This window comes from Paenibacillus sp. B1-35 (assembly GCF_050474385.1).
Classification (GTDB): Bacteria; Bacillota; Bacilli; order Paenibacillales; family Paenibacillaceae; genus Paenibacillus_B; species Paenibacillus_B alvei.
The window spans coordinates 332,946-351,710 of the sequence record NZ_JBCHVJ010000002.1 but is presented as its reverse complement, the minus strand read 5'-3'; the positions used below and the strand labels follow the sequence as shown (position 1 = coordinate 351,710).

Below are 18,765 nucleotides of genomic sequence, written 5' to 3'. Positions count from 1 at the left end.
CGGCTTCTGAACGTCAAAACAAAGATTATGTATTCGTACCCTCGTGCACACCTTTCATTTTATCATAGCAGCACACCTTATGTTTCGCACACGAGTCCTATCAATGATCTAGCTTTATGTATAGCTTATCCTACATGCTTGCGGAATAAATAATGATGCCAAGGAGCAGCAGGAATACATACAGGACGCCTAACAAAAAAAATGAAATCCGCCATATGATGCGAAACATCTTTTTCGGTTCCAATTTGCCATATTTCTGCTGCTGCAATCCGCCAATCAATCCTGCAGCGATTAGGAAAAAGAACAGTATCCAGTAAAAGCCTGCTTTCGATACGAACAATGTATTATATAGACCACCCACCGAAGCAATAAGGAACACCGTAGTTACATCCATCGCCAGTTTGAAAGCTCTCTTCTTCGGCCTCAATATCCTTCTACCAATAAGCCAAGTAATGATGAACGGGAAAAAGGGGAGTATAGAAAGCACAACAAATCCGTCATACATCAGCTGAAACATATTCGGGTAGACTCACTCCTCTCACTAAGAGATCCGCGCAGGAAATGTTAGTCACAACTTGCCAAAATAAGACGATACATCATACGATGCAGCGGCACAGCGACCTCATATTGCTCAGCCATACGGATGAGGGCGCCCGTAATGGCTTCTATTTCTGTTTCTCGTCCCGCTTCTACATCCTGAAGCATGGATGACGAATTAGACGATGTCATGCGGCATACTTGGACGACACGATTCCAATCTTTCTCCTCATCGACATCAATATGAGCAGCTCGGTATACGGCGACGGCCTCAAGGAACAGATCTTTCATGAATGACAGCCTATCCTCTTGAGCCAGAAGCTGTCCGTTCTTGATGCGCAGCAATGCCGTTAATGGATTGATAATGACATTGACAAGCAATTTTTGATAAACCATACCTTCGATGTTGTTCGACAAAAACGCCTGAAATCCTGCATTTTCTAGCAATTTCTTTGTTGACAAACATAAAGAAGTTGCTAAATCCGTCTTATTTGGACAAATTGAAGAGGCATTCCATATTCCAATCGAAGTCTGACCGCTACCGGTATGAATAACCTTATTGCTGCTTACGCGCTTGGCTGCTTCTGTCGTAACAGCCCATAACAATTGCTCCCGTGGCCAAATGCTGCTCAACACCTCCATGTGACCAACCCCATTTTGATAACAGACCAGGGAAGCCGTCTTTTCTCTTGGGATACGATCCAAATAGCCGAGGAAATCAGAATCAATATGCGTCTGCTTCACAAACAGCCATATGCAGCTTGATTTCATACCTGCTTGTTCAAGTACTTCACCAGCTTCCTCCAATGGATAAGCCCGTACAGGGTGAATATGAGCCACTCTGCCATCCTGCCCCTCAAAATAAATACCTTGATTGCGAATAAGCAATGCTTGTTCCTCCGTGCGTGTCCACAATCGCACCTCTACATTGTTTCCATCTATTGAAGGGGAATTTGATAACAGCATTGCCGCATGAAGCAGTCCCAGTGAACCTCCGCCAATAATATCGATAACCATATATAGCACCTTCCTTGTGAACAAGTATCTATCTGTTATATCAAACTGAAATCAAAAAGACAAAAAGCGCAAAGAGTGAGCCATGCTCTCTCTTCACGCTTTTTCCATTCGGCCTGTATTATTCAATTCGCTCCAGATTGCCGTTGGCATCCATCCGAAAGCGAGTCTTCGAGTCGTCCTCATCTTCGCTTAAAATCGCTAATCTGCGAGCACGATCCATAATTTGAATAAGCGCCTTATAATCGTCATTAACCGTGCGGTAATCCGTCTGCACCGCATTCACCTGCTTGGAGAGATACTCGTTTTCTTCCCGCAGACGACGATACTGCTCTTCCTTATCTTGCAACTCTTTCTCCGTATGCTTCAATTGACGTGACAGCTCTTGATAATTGTTGCGCCATTGCCGCAAGAAGCGGATAACCATATCCATGGAAAGCGATTCTTCGGTAATGAGCTCTGGCTTAAGGCCAATTTCTTCACCATCAGCTAAAGCAATAGAAGCCACTTGTGCGCCAATTGGCTGCTTTTTCATATAGTTGCGTTTTTGGCGTTGTGCTTTTGCAAGTTGGATAGCAGCTTCATATTTTTTGCGGACACAGCTATTCCAGCGGAACCCGCAGGCAGCAGACGTGCGGCCAATCTTTTCCCCTACTTCCTCAAAGGCAGCTAGCTGGGTGCTACCTTCGCGGATATGTCTTAACGTTACTTCTGCCAAAATCAAATCATCATCCGCTGTCCACGCATCTTGTCTAATTGCAGTCATGCGATACCCTCCTAACGACACTCATTCAATTCGGTTGTATACAGCACCCACGCCATCCGCATGTAAGCAGGCGACGAAGGATGATCAGTCGGTAATCAACCGCTTATTCCATCTCTATGCCCATGGTAGAGTTCATAGAATCTATCGGATACTAAAATGTATATCCATTTTTTCTATGAATCATACGTTTACCTGTCCATGCACTAGATCACAATTAGGCTAAGATTCTGAAAAAGTTCGCTAATCCATCAAGATTGGCAGTTTACACCAGAAGAGTAGAACGCTATAATGTCAATAGTAAATGTTGGGCCGATCGTAACGAGAGGGGGATGAATCGTGGCACGGATGTATCGCGTACTCGGCTTCTGGACATTGGTAATCGGTCTGATGGCGTTCGCAGGAGACATGATTGAAATGGCATTGCTGTTCTTCATGCAGACCGCTTTCTTTGTGTTGCTGGGTTACTTGAAATTGTCCGAACGTACATATACAATGCTGTTTTGGGCATACATGGTCGTATGCTTCAGCGGCTTTTCGTATTGGAGCGTCTTCATTATGAAAAACCCATACTAACAGCACCATTGACATCGTTGCGGACGGCTAATGAGATGACAGAATAGAACGATACAGCAAGAAGCGTCAGGAGATCCCAGATCTCCTGACGCTTCTTCATGTTTTGACTCCTTGTGATTCCTTAATGGATTATTATTTTGATTCGGATCCACAGGACAACAAGAGCACATGGAATCGTTCGCTCATCTGATCGCTGAGCAGCAATTGTCGAATAGCGCGATTGCGGCGTGCTTCCGCACTGAATGGATCCGGGTTGGTGTGCTGCTGCAGTTCATTCAACAAGCCTTGTTCCAACAAAAATGACTTCTGTGTCATATAGCCGAGTATCGATGCATTGACTTGCTTGGCAACACGCTGGCAAATATCAAAATCAACCATCGATGTAATATCCTGCTCTCCGATGTGAATCCAAGGATTGTCATGAGCCTGGTGACGGTGGTAGCACATCAGCGTTCCCTCCATCCGATGTGCTGCAGTCAACTCATTCGTTCCATCCCCATAGTCAATAAATACGAATTCCGCTTCCTCCACCTGACTCAGAATAGAGGTCATCCAAGCAGACATTGCAATCCCCGCATCGAATATTTGCCGATCCACAAGTTGAATATGATGCTGCTCAAGCCATAAAAGGGTCTCTTCCGTCGCAGGCAGCCAAAGCGGCATGAATTGCTGCTTCTCCGCATCCCACACTACATAGCACTGCTCATATATACCATCATGATGCCGAATACGCTCGACCGGAAACGCATCGAGCAATTCATTTGCGATGACGAATAGACGCCGCTGAGGTGACTCTTGTTCGAATCCCTGCTCATCCCACCATGTAATCGGAATTCGCTCTCCTCCGAGCATTTCCGCCGCCAGGCGTTGATGATGCGGACTCCTCTCTACGATAACATGCTCATAACCTTCAAAGCGATCATGCTTAAAGCGCTGACTCATTTGCAGTGCAAGACGCCCCGTACCTGCCCCCCATTCCACCAGCGTTATGGAATCAGATCTCCAACCACGCTCCTTCGAACGCCGCTTAACATACACAGCAAGCATTTCCGCCATGATCGAGCCGATATTCGAGCTTGTATAGAAATCACCCTCGCGTCCAATCTTCGTTCGTTCGGACATATAATAACCTTCCGTTGAATGGTATAGACAGGTACCCATAAACTGCGAGAATGGAATGCAGTTGCTATCGGATTGTTCAATTTGGTTAATTAAGTATTGAATGAGGATGGGATTCGGCTGATAATGAGACATACAGTCCTTCCTTTCTATTTATGCAGGTTCAATAGGAACATTAAAACATTTTGGATAAGCTTTTATAGTTATCCTTCAACTACACAACACTCGTTCAGGTCATGTCCAACCCGATCCGAACATACGATAATGTTGTGCAACTCAATGAAGGAGGTCGCCTCATGACTATAACGAAACGCGCATGGCGCTCGCTCATTGGGGTTATGATATCGATGCAGCTCATCGCGATCGTTCCGTGTGCGACAGATGCAGAGCCAGCTTCACCAGTACAATGGAGCATTCAGCCAACAGCAGAAGAACTGCAACTGCTTCAACAGAGCCTATCCGTCACCGAACTGGACAAGGACATCGATCGCATAACCATCCAGGAAGCAGCAACAGCCAAAGAGCGCACGCGCACAGAGGACGAGCTTCAAGCCCGCGAAACCACCTTGGAACAGAAGCGCGAACAAGCTGGACGTGTACTTCGCGCTTACTATATTGGCGAACGCGACATGATGCTGCAAGCCGTTCTCTCAGCTAACCGGCTTCAAGATATGTTTCGGTTATTCGAATACTTTCAGCTGCTCTTCCAATCTGATCAGGACATCATAAATGCTTACAAAGAACAAATACAAGGCTTACGCCAGACACGTGACAAGCATCTACGGCTGGAGCGTGAGCTCTCAACCGTTCGCGCACAGCTCATCGAGCAGCGCGATCGGCTCAAAAAGCTGCAGCAAAAGCTGGATTCTGACATTGCAGCCAGCAGTAACCCGAAAGCAATGAATGCACTTATTCAAGAATTTACAGCCTATTGGCAGAACGTCGGCCTTTATGAGGTTCGCCATTATTTTCAGGCACTGGCAAGCGCGATGAATAAGCTGCCCGATTTTGTCAAAAACAGCGGGGGCCTAACCATTGAAGGTACTAATTATACGATCACGATCAAGGAAGAACAACTCAATCAGTTCCTCAGAGAGCAAGATCCGATGTTCGAAACCTTTGCATTCCATTTCAAGAAGGGCATTATCGCCGCTGAAGGCACACGTTCTGGCATGACCGTTCGTATTGAAGGCCATTATACAATTGAATCAGAACCGGAAAATCGTATATTGTTCCATGTAGATCACATGCAGTTCAATGGACTTGAGCTGCCTGACACCACTCGCAAAGAACTAGAACAAAAATTCGATCTAGGCTTCTATCCAAAGCAACTCGTATCCTTCATTGAAGCAAAGGAAGTAACAATCGATGACAAAAGCCTTACCGTCAAGCTGTCGCTCAGCTGGTAAGGCTAATTCTCCTGCACTACTTGTCGATCAGCAGAGATCACATCTACAGTACGCTCATTTGCTTAAGTCTATCTGCTGATCGAAGCAGGATTATTCCATCCCTGCTGCAGCTGCTCATTAGTGGCTGCTCCCATCAGCCAAAGCTCCGCCGTTCCAATCCAGCCTCGAATCGGATCTATAGCATTGAACAGCGCTGCCGCATAATTGGCTTGAGGTAAGAACATGTCAGGGAGCCAGCGCCGAATATCTCCCCAGCGATCTATGTATGCTTGTTCATGAACTGGCAATACAGACAAGGTGTCATACCATTCCCGCTGAACAGCAAGACTTGTCATATATGCTATCCACTGCCTTGCCTCCGCTTCATGCTGCGAACTAGATGCAATGATATAGCTTCTGCTCGCCACCCATTGACCAACGGGTAGGTGAACGTCTCCTGGCGCTTCAATTGCTAACGGCTCACTGACCTCTGCCACCGCTTCAGAATAAGGTACGATTGCAAAGGCTACTTTCCCTGAGCGCAATAAGTTCCACGTTTCTGACTTGTTGGCTTTCGCTTCCCACGGAACAAAATGAGAGCGATACGATTCCAGCTCTATCAACTGTTGATTCCACTTCAGTCCAGTAGATGCCCCATTATCGCCATCAACTCCCTTAGCATACCAATCGGAGCGCATTAATGGAGTCTGATTCACTTCGGGCCATATTAAGCCCAGTCGTCGGATTAGCGATAAGAATGCCTCCCTATCCCCACTATGCCACGCGAACCAAGCTTGAGGCATTTCTAACCTAGCTGCCGCCCTATCCGTCTCAGAAACCTCTTGCCGCTGGCTCGGAATAGAATCTTGAAGAGAGGTTGGATCGAGCATCTTTTTCCACCCCTCCCAACTTTCAGGCAAGGAGCCATTCATCCTCCCAGCCATTAACGCTTTGTTCCATACCAGCACATAAGGTTCAATTTGGGCAGGTACTCCCCACGTATACCCATTCCATTTTAACTGATTCATCAGCCAAGCTAGAGACGTGAAACCGGCATTTGATGATTGATCAATTGGCTGCAGCCAGCCCTTCTTGGCAAAGCTCAATACGGAAGCACTATCTGTCAGCATAATGTCCGCACTGTCTTCCTGTTTCAGCTGGCTAAACCATTCAGCACCCGTTAATGGATTTTCTGCATTAACAAGCTCCACATAAATGCCGTTATTGTCAATGAAGGACTGGTTGAGCTGCCGGAGCTGAATAAATGATATCGAAGGAAGGTTCACCAATACCTTTAACTGCTTCCAAGTTGACGGGTTCTTCTTCGCCTTAGGAGGGCGATTGGCCACTTCATTCGTCGAAGGCTGCGACGGTTCAAATATTTGATCACTTATATGAAATTGGGACAACAAGAGTAACGAAACGAAAATCATAATTACTGCAACTAGCAGTTTTTTCAAATTCGGCACTCATTCTCCTCCCCACTAACATAATTTTTCTTTTCCAACACCCCTATTGTAGCACCGAACATACGAGCTGTCCGTAACAGAATGCATGATTAGGCGAAAAAATAAGCCTCCGGATACTACCCAGAGGCTTTACTGCTTACAGAAGATCTGCGGCAAGCTGTGCAAGGCGGGATCGTTCTCCCTTTTCCAATGTGACATGGCCGCTAACACTTTCCGTTTTAAATCGTTCTACCAAATAGGTTAAGCCATTGCTTGCCGAATCTAAGTACGGATGGTCGATCTGTGCCGGATCCCCCATCAGTACAATTTTACTTCCCTCACCAACCCGGGATACAATCGTTTTCACCTCATGTTTGGACAAATTTTGGGCTTCATCAATAATAATGAACTGCCCAGGGATAGAGCGTCCACGAATATAGGTGAGTGCTTCAACCTGAATATTGCCCATGCCGAGCAATATTTTCTCAATATCTCCCGCCTTCTTTGTGTCGAACAAAAATTCCAAGTTATCATAAATCGGCTGCATCCAAGGACGAAGCTTCTCTTCCTTCTCCCCGGGCAAGTAACCAATGTCTTTCCCCATTGGCACTACTGGTCTTGCAATAAGAAGCTTTTTGTATTTGCGTTCATCCTCCACCTTCATGAGACCGGCAGCAAGAGCAAGCAGCGTCTTGCCTGTACCCGCCTTCCCGGCCATGGTCACAAGGGGAATGTCATCATTCAGCAACAGCTCCAGGGCCATGCGCTGCTGCGCATTACGAGCCGTTATCCCCCATACAGGGTCATTACTGAGAAAGAGCGGTTCAAGCTTCTTAGCATCTGCGCTTACCTTGAGCAAAGCCGATTTGCTCGTACCCATATTATCTTTTAAGATGACGAATTCATGCGGATGGAAGGACATGTTGACATTCAAGCTGCGGAGCGGGAGATGGCGGAAAGAATAAAATTCATCGATGACACCGGGATGAACAAATAAAGTTACACAACCGTTGTAGAGTTCATCTCCTGATTGTACGGTGCGGTCTGACATATAGTCTTCGGTATGAAGTCCCAACACATCTGCCTTGATCCGAACAAGCACGTCCTTGCTTACCAAAATAACTATTGATGGGTTAGTGTGCTGCTCCTGCTCTAAATGATAATTCAACGCTACTGCCAAAATCCGATTGTCATTGGATACTTCCCCAAACATCTCCTGTACTTTCACAAAGCTGCGATGATTCAACTCTACCTTCAAAGTTCCACCGTTGTGCAGTTTGACCCCCGAATGAAGATGTCCAACATCACGAAGCCCGTCTAACAGTCGAGAAACGGTGCGGGCATTGCGCCCGATTTCATCTGCATTGCGCTTCTTCGAGTCAATCTCTTCCAATACAACTGCCGGGATAATCACTTCATTGTCGCCAAATGCAAATAATGCGTTCGGATCATGCAGCAGCACATTTGTATCCAGTACGAAAATTTTACCCATAGGATCTCCCTTTCGTTCGCATGCCTGTACCAGCAACACCGGCGAGCAGCAGCGCTCGGCGTTACATAAAAAATGCAGGCACCGCTCACACTATAGTCAGTACACATGCCGCACTACTTATTTGACCAACGAACAAAGAAAGGAACGATGAATTCATGCGTTTGTTGCTAATTGCCATGCTTGTCATCGGTCTCATCTCCGGATGCGGCAACGCGAATAAGCACGCTGCAGCTAATAACCCTTCCAATCAGGTGAAAGCGAAATCGACTCCTAACGGAAAGCCGGCCATTCATGATCGAGCAGCCGTTCGTGAACACTTGACTTCACTTGCAAAGAAGGTACCAGGCGTTCGCGGTGTTAACTGCGTTGTATTCGGCAATACTGCAATTGTAGGTATTGATGTAGATGCGAACTTGGAGCGTTCTCGGGTCGGAACCGTCAAGTATTCCGTTGCAGAAGTTCTTAGCAAAGATAAATATGGCGCTCATGCACTCGTGACCGCAGATGTCGACCTGAATCAACGCCTTCATGAAATGGCGGCTGATATTCAGCAAGGCCACCCTATTTCAGGCTTTACTGAAGAGCTTGCTGACATTATGGGCCGCATTGTGCCGCAAACGCCAAGCGATGTTCGGCACATCGAACCGTCCCGCAATACGGATCAGCCAAAAATGAAAAAGCACATGTAATCAATGAAGTGCGTTCACCGGGTACTGCCGGATCGATACCGGACAAGCATATTGACGCACGAAAAGCCTAGTGGGATTCCACTAGGCTTTTCGTATGAAGACATCGTCGTATACATGATCCAGCGTAATAGCTGCGAATGGGCATTTGGCCGTGCCGATGCCTGCTTGATTGGATAAAACCCTTGAACCAAATTATGTTGCAATGAGGGATACCCTTCATCAACGCTTCGGACATCGTACAGACCTCCTCCACACCATAATTGCAGCTACACTCTATTATATTAAAAGACGCTTCAAAAATTGCATACCCTTATCCACTTAGGAGCCGGGTTTGGTTGTATTCGTAAGCTGTGAATCCGCTCCGGCTTCTCCAGACAAGGTTGACTTCAATGGTTTGCCGGCAAGCACATCCTTAATTGCTTGTTTGCCCTCTTCCAACTTCACCGTGTCCGGATAGATGTACGGGCTAATCCAATTTCCATCTACAGAAATATAATGGATGTTATCCCGGTCTATTCCCAAATACGTAGAAATCGAGCTGCGAATTTGGCTAGGTGTCATATCAATTTTAAAGTTATCGGCCATCGCATCAATAACGCCCGTTACCTTCGTCAAGCCGCCAAGCGACTGCAAATTGCCGACGATTTCCTTCAGTACTGCATTTTGTCGCACGTTGCGGTCCGCATCTGTAGTACCCTTCGTCATCGGACGACAATTCGATTTGCGGTAGCGAACAAAATCCAGCGCATTTTTGCCGTTAAGCGTTTGTTGGCCTGTCTTCAGGTTGATATGCGTTCCATCCGCATTATCGTTATAGCACATGTTCTGATCTACATTCACGTTGACGCCGCCGACTGCATCGACGACATCCGAGAAGCCTTGGAAGTTGATTACCGCGGCATAGTCAATCGGAACGCCCATATACTTGCCAAGCATGAGCTTCATTTCATCTTCTGGCGTTGGGCTATCCAGCTTGCCTTGTTCCTTCAATGTGAAGAACTTCGGATAATAGTGATTCAATTTGTCCGGATGATACCCTGGGAGTTCAAAATACGTATCTCGCGGCAAAGAAACAAGCACCGCTTCCTGTGTATCCGGATGCATTGCACCAACCATGACAACATCAGTACGGCGTCCAGGAAGCTCTGGTCGATAGTCGATGCCGAGCAAGATGAAGGAAAAGGGCTCCTTGTTCGGCGAAAGAGTATCTTGCACCGTAGTGCTGCCGCCGCCCTGATTACCAGCAGTAGAAATATCGTTCAACTTGTTGTTCGCATACCAAGCAAAATATCCGACAATGAATATAACGACAACAGCTGCGATAAGCGCGGTGATAAGGGTCACCTTCAACCATTTTGGCATTCCTCGCTTGTTCGAGGACGTCTTCCTTTCGGGCGACTTCCTCTCAGGCGACTTCCGCCGTTTCTGCTTCGTTCTAGGTGGCAATGGTGTCGATGAATTCATATCTTACCTCACTTACTCATTATATTTCGGATTCGCTTCGATGTCCTGCCACAATCGTTCTGCTTCTTCGCGGTCGAATAATTCCGTACTCATTTCTTCTTCCCGCCAATACGTAATGACATATCGCTCATCCGATCCATCCAAGCAAGCCTTGAAGGAAGTCAACTGATGATCTTCCTTCAAGATTGTTTCAAAAAATTGTACCGTCTCCTTCGCTGCCCCATCATCCGGGCGCTGCTCAGACACAATGTGAATTTGCAGCCAATTGAATAATGCAACTTGCAGCTTCATCATCCGGCCTTCTCTCCCCTTTGCGTGTCGGTGATGGTCTTACGATGACGCACAATACATTAATTCTTTGAATCTGTCGCCTTTTTGCGGCGAGCTTCCATAAAGTAGCGAATTCGCACCATGAACATCAATGCAACCGCAACAAACAAGCATTGAATGATAGGCAGCTTGTCTATTTGGAAAATGAGAAGAATGAATGCACCCAGTCCCATCAGCAAATAGATAAGAACCTCCTTCAAGATCGGAAGCTTTTGAACACGAAATACTTTATTGAACACATACACGATTAACAGATAAATAAGCGCATAACTTACAAAGGGATGGGTAGCCAACCATTCCTGCATCGTAAACGCTCACTCCTTTGCCAAAGTTGTCCAAATCCCATTATACATGGGATTCGGATACTTTGCGCGTCTTTTCTGCGCGTTCACGTTCGCTTTTGTTCAGTATTTTTTTGCGCAGCCGTACTGAAGACGGTGTAATTTCGCAATACTCATCATCATTCAAATACTCTAAAGCTTGTTCCAAAGAGAATAGAACCGGCGTTTTCATCTTGACAGTATCGTCCTTCGTTGCGGAGCGAACGTTCGTCAACGCCTTCTCTTTACAAATATTTACGACGATATCGTTGTCGCGGTTATGCTCACCGACGATCATACCTTCGTAAATTTCCGTACCTGGGTTTACGAACAACGTACCGCGATCTTCAACGGACATAATGCCGTACAGTGTAGAGGATCCTGTTTCTGTCGATACGAGAACGCCTTGGTGGCGTCCGCCAACTTGGCCGCCAACATATGGGCCATAGCTGTCAAACGCGTGGTTCATGATGCCGTATCCGCGTGTAAGAGTCAAGAAGTACGTGCTGTATCCGATAAGTCCACGGGCAGGGATTAAGAACTCCAAACGCACTTGGCCATTGCCATGGTTAATCATGTTGACCATTTCTGCTTTTCTCGTTCCCAAGCTTTCCATTACCGGACCTGTAGCTTCTTCTGGAATGTCGATCAAGAGACGCTCAATCGGCTCCATTTTCTTGCCGTCTATGACTTTGATGATAACCTCAGGCTTCGATACTTGCAGCTCGTATCCTTCCCGACGCATGTTCTCGATCAGGATACTAAGGTGCAATTCACCACGACCCGATACGATAAATGCATCCGGGCTGTCTGTTTCTTCAACACGAAGACTGACGTCTGTCTCCAGCTCCTTCATCAAGCGCTCGCGCAGCTTACGTGATGTAACCCATTTACCTTCACGTCCTGCAAATGGGCTGTTGTTCACGAGGAATGTCATTTGCAGAGTAGGCTCGTCAATATGAAGAACCGGAAGTGCTTCTGGATTCGCCGGATCTGCAATCGTCTCACCAATGTTAATATCTTTAATGCCGGCAATGGCAATGATATCGCCCGCTCCAGCTTCTTCTTGCTCAACACGCTTCAAGCCTTGGAAACCGAATAGTTTCTCGATGCGAGCCTGCTTCGTCTTCCCTTCACGGTTAATAACCGCTACAGATTGACCTTGACGGATCGTACCACGGTTCACACGGCCAATCGCAATACGTCCCATGTACTCGTTGTAATCGAGCAAAGTAACGAGGAATTGCAATGGCTCTTCTGGATTTTCAGTTGGTGCAGGGATGTGAGAGATGATCGTCTCATACAACGCCTGCATGTTCTCTTCCTGCTTCGCAGGATCGGATTCCAAGCTCGAAGTACCGTTCAATGCTGAAGCATATACAACTGGGAAATCCAATTGATCGTCGTTCGCATCCAACTCAATGAACAGCTCAAGCACTTCGTCGATAACTTCTTCCGGACGAGCATTCGGACGGTCGATTTTGTTTACAACAACAATTGGCGTCAATTGACTCTCAAGCGCTTTGCGAAGCACGAACTTCGTTTGCGGCATGCAGCCTTCAAAAGCATCCACGACGAGCAATACGCCGTCAACCATTTTCATGATGCGTTCTACCTCACCGCCGAAGTCAGCGTGGCCTGGTGTATCTACAATGTTAATCAAATTATCTTTGTACGTAATGGCTGTATTTTTAGCCAGGATCGTAATTCCGCGTTCACGCTCCAAGTCATTGGAGTCCATTGCGCGTTCTTGAACAACTTCATGCTCACGGAATGTACCGGATTGTTGAAGCAGTTTGTCAACCAAAGTTGTTTTCCCGTGGTCAACGTGTGCGATAATTGCGATATTGCGAAGTAAGCTTCTGTCTTGCATCGTTAAATCTTTCCTTTCTGGGTGTGGAATAATACCAAAAATCCAAATCAAGCTAACCACGAATAAAGCCGCCATAAAGGGCGGCATTTATTCCTACGATAGGTCATTCTAAGCATTTGCGCTTGCTCAGAACTTTACGCTTACATGTTCGCCTGTTGTGCTGCAATTAACGGAATCGATTCCGTATTCCGCCAAAAGCGAGTCCTGCTCCGACAAGTATAAGTGCAACGGCGATCATATACGTACCGATTGCGAATACGAGCATCAGGATTAACATGGCTGCACCAACTCCACTGAACAGCAGTGCGCCTTGCCATGCTCCTCTCGGATGATAGGGATCGTATTTATAGTAGCCGTACAGCCCCACACCGATGCCAATCAGCAGCATCGGCCACAAATACCCGAACAGTCTCCAATGGATCCAGGAGCTCAGCATGAACAGGATGCCGTAAGTTGTCAGCATACCTGCTGGAACCATCATTACAGGCGGCAGGATTGCCATTCGTGCAAACACATAAAAGGCAATACCGACAAGGAACATGAGGAGCGGCCACATCGTACCGCCGATGAAAGCAAACACTCCCATTTTCCCCAGCAAAATGAATAAGCCTGCGGCCAATATAGCAATGCCAATCACTTGTTGGTTTCTAGGCATAGGTCAACCTCCATGTCCAGATTTCTGATTCGGACACGATATGACGCAATTCGCGTCGTTTTTTACTTTTTCTAGTGTATATGAAAGTTCGTAAAATTACTACCTGCTCCTTGAAAAAAACACAATAGCGATAAATTCCCTTACCAAAGACTCCTGAGACTTCCATCTTCTTGACTAATTATAGAAAAAACCTGCCGGCATAAGATTCATCGGCAGGTGTCGTATCTAATCCTACGATACATGGAAAAGACTGAAATTAATAACGGATTTGACGTCGAAATGCAAATCCGAGCACCATCACAAGTGCAAGCACAATCCATGGCAACCCAAAATGAAGCTTATTCCACATTGCAGGCAGCCATAGCGCCAAGCGTTCATCCGAGGCGATCATTTCACCTGCTGTATATCCAAGAATGCCAGCGCCCGCATACAAAAGCAGAGGCAATTTCTGAAGCCACGAACTAATGAAACCGCTGCCCCATACAATAATCGGGATGCTCAGTGCAATGCCGATTGCGACAAATGCCATATTGCCCTTAGCTACCGCTGCAATTGCAAGCACATTATCGAGACTCATGACTACATCAGCTAACAGAATAATTCGCACTGCAGCCCATAAGGAATGTGCTTCGCTCTGCCTTGGATCTATATGCTCTTGCTCAGCAAGAAGCTGGACAGCAATGACGAAGAGCATGACTCCCCCTGCTGCCTTCAATAACGGAATATTCATTAACCATAATGCCGCCACTGTCAGCAATACCCGAAGAATGACCGCTCCTGCTGCGCCCCACCATATGGCTTGCTGCTGTTCATGCTTAGGCAAGCGTCTGCTTGTCATCGCAATGACAACCGCATTGTCTCCACTCAGCACCAAGTTAATCAACATAATCTCGGCTAACAACCAGAACGATTCCACAGCCCGTCCCTCCTCTGTAGTTAGGTCTATGACAGAGGAGGCCAAGCTATTCCGTTAATTGAAAGCCTGGTGCTGGACAATTCAAATCAACGATTAGAACCAATCGCCTGTAGCAGGTGCTGCCTGCTCACCAGATTCATTTGCCTTCTTCACAACCGAAGCAGGCTCATTCGAGCTTACTGCCTTGTCTTTGTCCTTGCCTGACAATACGATTGCATCGTCCGGGGTTCCCCCTGCCTTCAGCAAGATCGCTTCTGTGCCTTCTACAGCGGCTTTAATCAGATCATCCAGCTCTGGAATAGAGCGTTCCGCATGCTCAACAATATTCAAATTCGGATTGGTAGCCGGAGATTTCGGCACGAATAGCGTGCAGCAATCTTCATAGGGAAGAATGGACAACTCATAAGTCCCGATATATTCCGCTTCGCGGATAATTTTATCTTTATCAACCGTAACCAATGGGCGAAGCAATGGCAAATCAGTTGCGCGTCCAATGACATTCATGCTTCCGAGCGTCTGGCTTGCTACTTGACCCAAGCTATCCCCGGTTACAATCGCCAATGCATTGCGCTGCTCTGCAATTTGTGTGGCAATTCGCAGCATCGCACGGCGCATTAGCGTAATGAGCAGATTATCGTGTCCGCTCTGATGCAGCCGGGTTTGGATATCTGTAAATGGAACCATGTGCACCCGCATCCGTCCTGCATAATTGGCCAACACCTGCGCAAGATCAAGCACCTTCCGCTGTGCGCGCTCACTCGTGAACGGATAGCTGTGGAAATGTATTGCATCCAGTTGCAGACCTTTGCGCAAAGCTTCATAACCAGCAACCGGGCTGTCAATGCCTCCAGATAGAAGCAGAACCCCGCGGCCATTCGAAGCAAGCGGGAATCCTCCAGCACCTTGAACGACCTCACTATATACATAGGTCCACTCTTCTCTCACTTCAACGCGCAGGTCAATGGCCGGCTTGCGCACATCTACCTTCAGCTGTTCAAATTCTCGCAGCACAGGAGCACTTACCAGGTGATTCATTTCCTGGCTGCCGTGCGGGAACCCTTTCCATGCTCGCTTCGCAGACACCTTAAATGTCGTCCCCTCAGCCGGATCCATTTCCCGCATTAATTGAACCGCCGTTTCAATGATAGGCTCCAGCTCAGAAAGAGTACGCTTAACCGGACTAATAGATACGACTCCGAATACGTGCTTGAGAACCTGAATAACTTCATTCAAGGGCTCTCCATTCAGCTCTACGTATAATCTGCCATATTCTTTAATTACTTTTGCCTTTGGAAAAGGACTAAGCACCGCATTCACGTGCTGGTAGGCTGCCTTTTCGAATTTACTGCGGTTCTTGCCTTTAATTGTGATTTCTCCGTAGCGGAGAAGAATCATATCGTAATCCATAATAGTTTCGATCCTGCCTTTCGCTTGCTTGTAATCCATTTATCTATTATCGCTGCACAAGAGGCTGCAATTGTTCCGTCATTTCCTTAAAGCTTTTCACCAAGCGATCAATTTCCATCTCTGTATTGCTCGCATCAAGACTGATGCGAATACCGCTTGAGGCCCTCTTTGAGTCATGCGTCATCGCGAGAAGAACACGGCTCGGTTTGTGCAGCTTCGATGAGCATGCCGATTGGGTAGATACAATAATTCCTCTTTGTTCGAGTGCATGCACCACGACTTCTGATTTCATACCTGGGAAAGATATATTAATGATATGAGGCGCGCTGTATGGGTCAGCAGGACTGTTTACAACCAGCGGCTTCAACTGAGACAAATGCTCAAGTACAGATTGGCGCAGGCGCGTCAGCTTATTATATCGCTCGGCTTGCCCCTCAACCGCAAGCCTAACCGCCTTGGCAAGACCAACAATAGCAGGTACATTTTCTGTTCCCGGACGAAGCTCTCCCTCTTGAGCGCCACCATACATAAGGGGCTGCAACATAATATGCTTACGTTTAACAAGCACGCCAGCTCCCCGCGGCCCTTGAATTTTGTGACCAGACAGACTATACAAGTCTACACCCCATTCAGCAAGTCGGACCGGAACCTTTCCTAAGCCCTGCACCCCGTCTACATGAAAGGTTACCTTGGGATAGCGGCGAAGAATTTGCCCAATTTCACCGACAGGCTGAATTGCCCCCATTTCATTGTTGACGTGCATAATGCTAACCAATACCGTATGAGGCCGGATGGCTGCTTCGACATCTTCAGGACGGACTCGGCCATTTGTATCCACAGGAAGATATGTTACCTCAACCCCCTCCTGTTCCAATTGTTGAACACATTTATATACCGAAGCATGCTCAATTTCAGATACGATTATATGGACAGGCTTGCCCGCAGCTTGGTGAGTCTTCGCAATCCCGAATATGGCGAGATTGTTGCTTTCTGTTGCTCCTGAAGTGAACAGAATCTCTTCGGGCTCTACCTGCAAGGCACGTGCTACAACCTCTCGCGCACGACGCAACAGCTGTTCAGCCTGTCCCCCAGCACCATGAATGGATGAAGGGTTGGCATACACTTGCTCCATAACCTCCGCAACCGTCCGGATCACATCCGGATGGGGAGGAGTAGATGCACAGTGATCGAAATACAACTGAGTTGTGCTCATCACATTCCCTCCTCGTGACAACAAAAAAGATCAAAATTGGAACAGGACGCAACCAACCCCGCTTCCCTTCCGCTGTTGATCTCAATTACGAAATAAGATGTTACTTATTTTACACGTTTCGTCATAAAAGCACCATCCCTTTTCCCTTGATCACATCTGACCAGCAAGGATTTGGTTCGTGCTTCATATAGAAAAAGCCTGATCCGGGACGAATGACCGGTTCAAGCTTGATGATAACACTATGATGACATCGCTATAAATTGGACTAAGATAGCCAATAATCCAGCAACTGCCGCAAATATTCCGGATGAACGGCTTCCCTGCAAATAGGCTAGCACGCCTAGAGCAGCACCTCCAACCCCCATAGGGATCGGAAACAAAAAGAAGGCGCAAATGGAGAAGATTACGGCCAGCATGCCAATTCCCGACCAATGGTCGATCTTAGAATGCTGGGTCGCGAAGCGAAGGGTATCCGAGAAGGTAGCCGCTTCCTCCCCAAACTCAACATCTTGCTGCTGTTGCTGCTGCTTTTCTGCATTGCTCACGGCATGTTTCCTAACCCGATGCCGCTTCAAACGGCGTGATTGACGCGCTTTGTTAGTTGACATCACACCACACTCCTAGCTCCCTGTACGAGATCATTTCGGCTCGAACGTCTGGCAGCATGTGGAAGAAGACTTAGCTGCTTTATCCTTATGATCTTCAATGAACGTTTCGTCAGCAAATTCTGAATTCGCCTTCACATTGGCATGAGCATCAATGTCAATCATAATCTCCGAAGCTTGACAGCGGAAATCCCCCCAAAATTTACAGTTGGATACACTGCAGCGAACTACCGGCTTTTCACTCATTTCCATCACCTCCGTTTAACAGGATGCCCTGTTGATGATGTCATATCCGGCCCTACTCCTGCCATGTTCTAACGAAAAAGGACGCTCCGTGGCATTTACGGAACGTCCTCTTTTTTCTTATTTGGGATAAAATGCAACAAGCGAGATCAGCGGAATTACTTCGTTCCTTGCATGCGGCGCTGGGTTAAATAATCGCTTTCATAATAAGTTAGCTCATCGCGAAGCTCTTCAAAGATCTTAACGATGGACAGGACGATATCTCGTGCTGCTCTAACTGGCTTTTTCCGGAAGCGGATCGCATCCTGACCAGTGTACGCATAGCGTCCATCCTCGGAATAGCACTCATTCTTCGGGTAAAAGAAGGCATTCACGCAGTGATGGTACACTTCGTACAAGCAGCGCTCCGAAAATGCAGTATCGAAGGTTGCTCTTCTTAATGCAACGCCTAGTCTTTCATAGCTCTCCTCCGCAAATACAAGCAAATGTCTCATATCCGTCAGGAATCCTTTATAGAAGCTAACCGTCTCCTCATCTTCATTCCCTTGAACAAGCGCAGTTAGCGAATACTCATTTAAAAATGCTTCAAGCTTATCGATAGCTTCCTTCAAATTGTCCTTAGAAACCTCACATAGATGCTTTACATTGGATGCTGGCATGAAAGCTCCCCCTTACCCCATTTGTCCATTCGACATTTCAAAATATCTTGCATC

20 protein-coding genes are annotated in these 18,765 nt (G+C 46.9%); 3 read left to right on the top strand and 17 right to left on the bottom strand.

The annotated features are described in order from the left end of the window. Positions 1-130: 130 nt before the first annotated feature. The 3 genes from ACQ5BJ_RS09055 to ACQ5BJ_RS09045 form a co-directional block, all read right to left on the bottom strand. Positions 131-517, bottom strand: a complete 387-nt coding sequence (locus ACQ5BJ_RS09055; RefSeq protein ID WP_163975802.1) for a DUF3397 domain-containing protein — start codon at positions 515-517, stop codon at positions 131-133. A 47-nt stretch (positions 518-564) separates the two neighbouring features. Further along, positions 565-1,554: a ketopantoate reductase family protein gene (locus ACQ5BJ_RS09050; RefSeq protein WP_268622554.1), complete on the bottom strand. Its 990-nt coding sequence runs from the start codon at positions 1,552-1,554 to the stop codon at positions 565-567. 118 nt (positions 1,555-1,672) lie between these two features. Continuing rightward, positions 1,673-2,317, bottom strand: coding sequence for an RsfA family transcriptional regulator (locus ACQ5BJ_RS09045; protein ID WP_005548040.1), 645 nt, complete (start codon positions 2,315-2,317; stop codon positions 1,673-1,675). 336 nt (positions 2,318-2,653) lie between these two features. Here ACQ5BJ_RS09045 and ACQ5BJ_RS09040 point away from each other — a divergent pair, with 336 nt between their 5' ends. Then, positions 2,654-2,890: a DUF2626 domain-containing protein gene (locus ACQ5BJ_RS09040; protein ID WP_005548039.1), complete on the top strand. Its 237-nt coding sequence runs from the start codon at positions 2,654-2,656 to the stop codon at positions 2,888-2,890. A 132-nt stretch (positions 2,891-3,022) separates the two neighbouring features. Here ACQ5BJ_RS09040 and ACQ5BJ_RS09035 read toward each other — a convergent pair whose 3' ends face one another. Continuing rightward, positions 3,023-4,144, bottom strand: a complete 1,122-nt coding sequence (locus tag ACQ5BJ_RS09035; protein ID WP_005548037.1) for a class I SAM-dependent methyltransferase — start codon at positions 4,142-4,144, stop codon at positions 3,023-3,025. A 161-nt stretch (positions 4,145-4,305) separates the two neighbouring features. On the opposite strand from ACQ5BJ_RS09035, the gene ACQ5BJ_RS09030 reads away from it, so the two are divergent. After that, positions 4,306-5,418: a hypothetical protein gene (locus ACQ5BJ_RS09030; RefSeq protein WP_289354973.1), complete on the top strand. Its 1,113-nt coding sequence runs from the start codon at positions 4,306-4,308 to the stop codon at positions 5,416-5,418. 68 nt (positions 5,419-5,486) lie between these two features. On the opposite strand, the gene ACQ5BJ_RS09025 is transcribed toward ACQ5BJ_RS09030, so the two are convergent. Both ACQ5BJ_RS09025 and ACQ5BJ_RS09020 read right to left on the bottom strand, forming a co-directional pair. Further along, positions 5,487-6,866: an extracellular solute-binding protein gene (locus tag ACQ5BJ_RS09025; protein ID WP_289354972.1), complete on the bottom strand. Its 1,380-nt coding sequence runs from the start codon at positions 6,864-6,866 to the stop codon at positions 5,487-5,489. Between the two features lie 136 nt (positions 6,867-7,002). Next, positions 7,003-8,337, bottom strand: a complete 1,335-nt coding sequence (locus ACQ5BJ_RS09020) for a PhoH family protein (protein WP_289354971.1) — start codon at positions 8,335-8,337, stop codon at positions 7,003-7,005. Positions 8,338-8,492: 155 nt separating this feature from the next. Here ACQ5BJ_RS09020 and ACQ5BJ_RS09015 point away from each other — a divergent pair, with 155 nt between their 5' ends. Further along, a complete protein-coding gene (locus ACQ5BJ_RS09015; RefSeq protein ID WP_005548033.1) occupies positions 8,493-9,026 on the top strand; it encodes a YhcN/YlaJ family sporulation lipoprotein in 534 nt (177 codons plus the stop codon). Between the two features lie 318 nt (positions 9,027-9,344). Here ACQ5BJ_RS09015 and ACQ5BJ_RS09010 read toward each other — a convergent pair whose 3' ends face one another. The 11 genes from ACQ5BJ_RS09010 to ACQ5BJ_RS08960 form a co-directional block, all read right to left on the bottom strand. Next, the gene (locus ACQ5BJ_RS09010; protein WP_005548031.1) at positions 9,345-10,490 is read right to left on the bottom strand and encodes an LCP family protein; all 1,146 of its coding nucleotides are present in this window, start codon (positions 10,488-10,490) and stop codon (positions 9,345-9,347) included. 12 nt (positions 10,491-10,502) lie between these two features. Next, entirely contained in the window at positions 10,503-10,781 is a 279-nt protein-coding gene (locus tag ACQ5BJ_RS09005) for a hypothetical protein (RefSeq protein WP_005548030.1), read from the bottom strand. A gap of 59 nt (positions 10,782-10,840) precedes the next feature. Further along, entirely contained in the window at positions 10,841-11,125 is a 285-nt protein-coding gene (locus ACQ5BJ_RS09000) for a YlaH-like family protein (protein ID WP_005548028.1), read from the bottom strand. Between the two features lie 40 nt (positions 11,126-11,165). Continuing rightward, on the bottom strand, positions 11,166-13,013 hold the full coding sequence (gene typA / locus ACQ5BJ_RS08995) for a translational GTPase TypA (RefSeq protein ID WP_262867009.1): 1,848 nt from the start codon (positions 13,011-13,013) through the stop codon (positions 11,166-11,168). Positions 13,014-13,179: 166 nt separating this feature from the next. After that, a complete protein-coding gene (locus ACQ5BJ_RS08990; RefSeq protein WP_005548024.1) occupies positions 13,180-13,668 on the bottom strand; it encodes a hypothetical protein in 489 nt (162 codons plus the stop codon). A gap of 256 nt (positions 13,669-13,924) precedes the next feature. Next, the gene (locus tag ACQ5BJ_RS08985; RefSeq protein WP_430110028.1) at positions 13,925-14,584 is read right to left on the bottom strand and encodes a TerC family protein; all 660 of its coding nucleotides are present in this window, start codon (positions 14,582-14,584) and stop codon (positions 13,925-13,927) included. A 93-nt stretch (positions 14,585-14,677) separates the two neighbouring features. After that, entirely contained in the window at positions 14,678-15,991 is a 1,314-nt protein-coding gene (gene thiI, locus ACQ5BJ_RS08980) for a tRNA uracil 4-sulfurtransferase ThiI (protein ID WP_289354968.1), read from the bottom strand. A 46-nt stretch (positions 15,992-16,037) separates the two neighbouring features. Then, positions 16,038-17,204, bottom strand: coding sequence for a cysteine desulfurase family protein (locus ACQ5BJ_RS08975; protein WP_268622539.1), 1,167 nt, complete (start codon positions 17,202-17,204; stop codon positions 16,038-16,040). Positions 17,205-17,443: 239 nt separating this feature from the next. Further along, positions 17,444-17,812 (bottom strand): hypothetical protein, encoded by a 369-nt coding sequence (locus ACQ5BJ_RS08970; protein ID WP_268622538.1) that lies wholly within the window; start codon positions 17,810-17,812, stop codon positions 17,444-17,446. A 30-nt stretch (positions 17,813-17,842) separates the two neighbouring features. After that, positions 17,843-18,055, bottom strand: coding sequence for a DUF1540 domain-containing protein (locus tag ACQ5BJ_RS08965; protein ID WP_005548016.1), 213 nt, complete (start codon positions 18,053-18,055; stop codon positions 17,843-17,845). Between the two features lie 155 nt (positions 18,056-18,210). Further along, positions 18,211-18,711 carry a YpuI family protein gene (locus ACQ5BJ_RS08960; protein ID WP_005548015.1) on the bottom strand — a complete coding sequence of 167 codons (501 nt, stop codon included), beginning with the start codon at positions 18,709-18,711 and terminating at the stop codon, positions 18,211-18,213. Positions 18,712-18,765 lie beyond the last annotated feature (54 nt).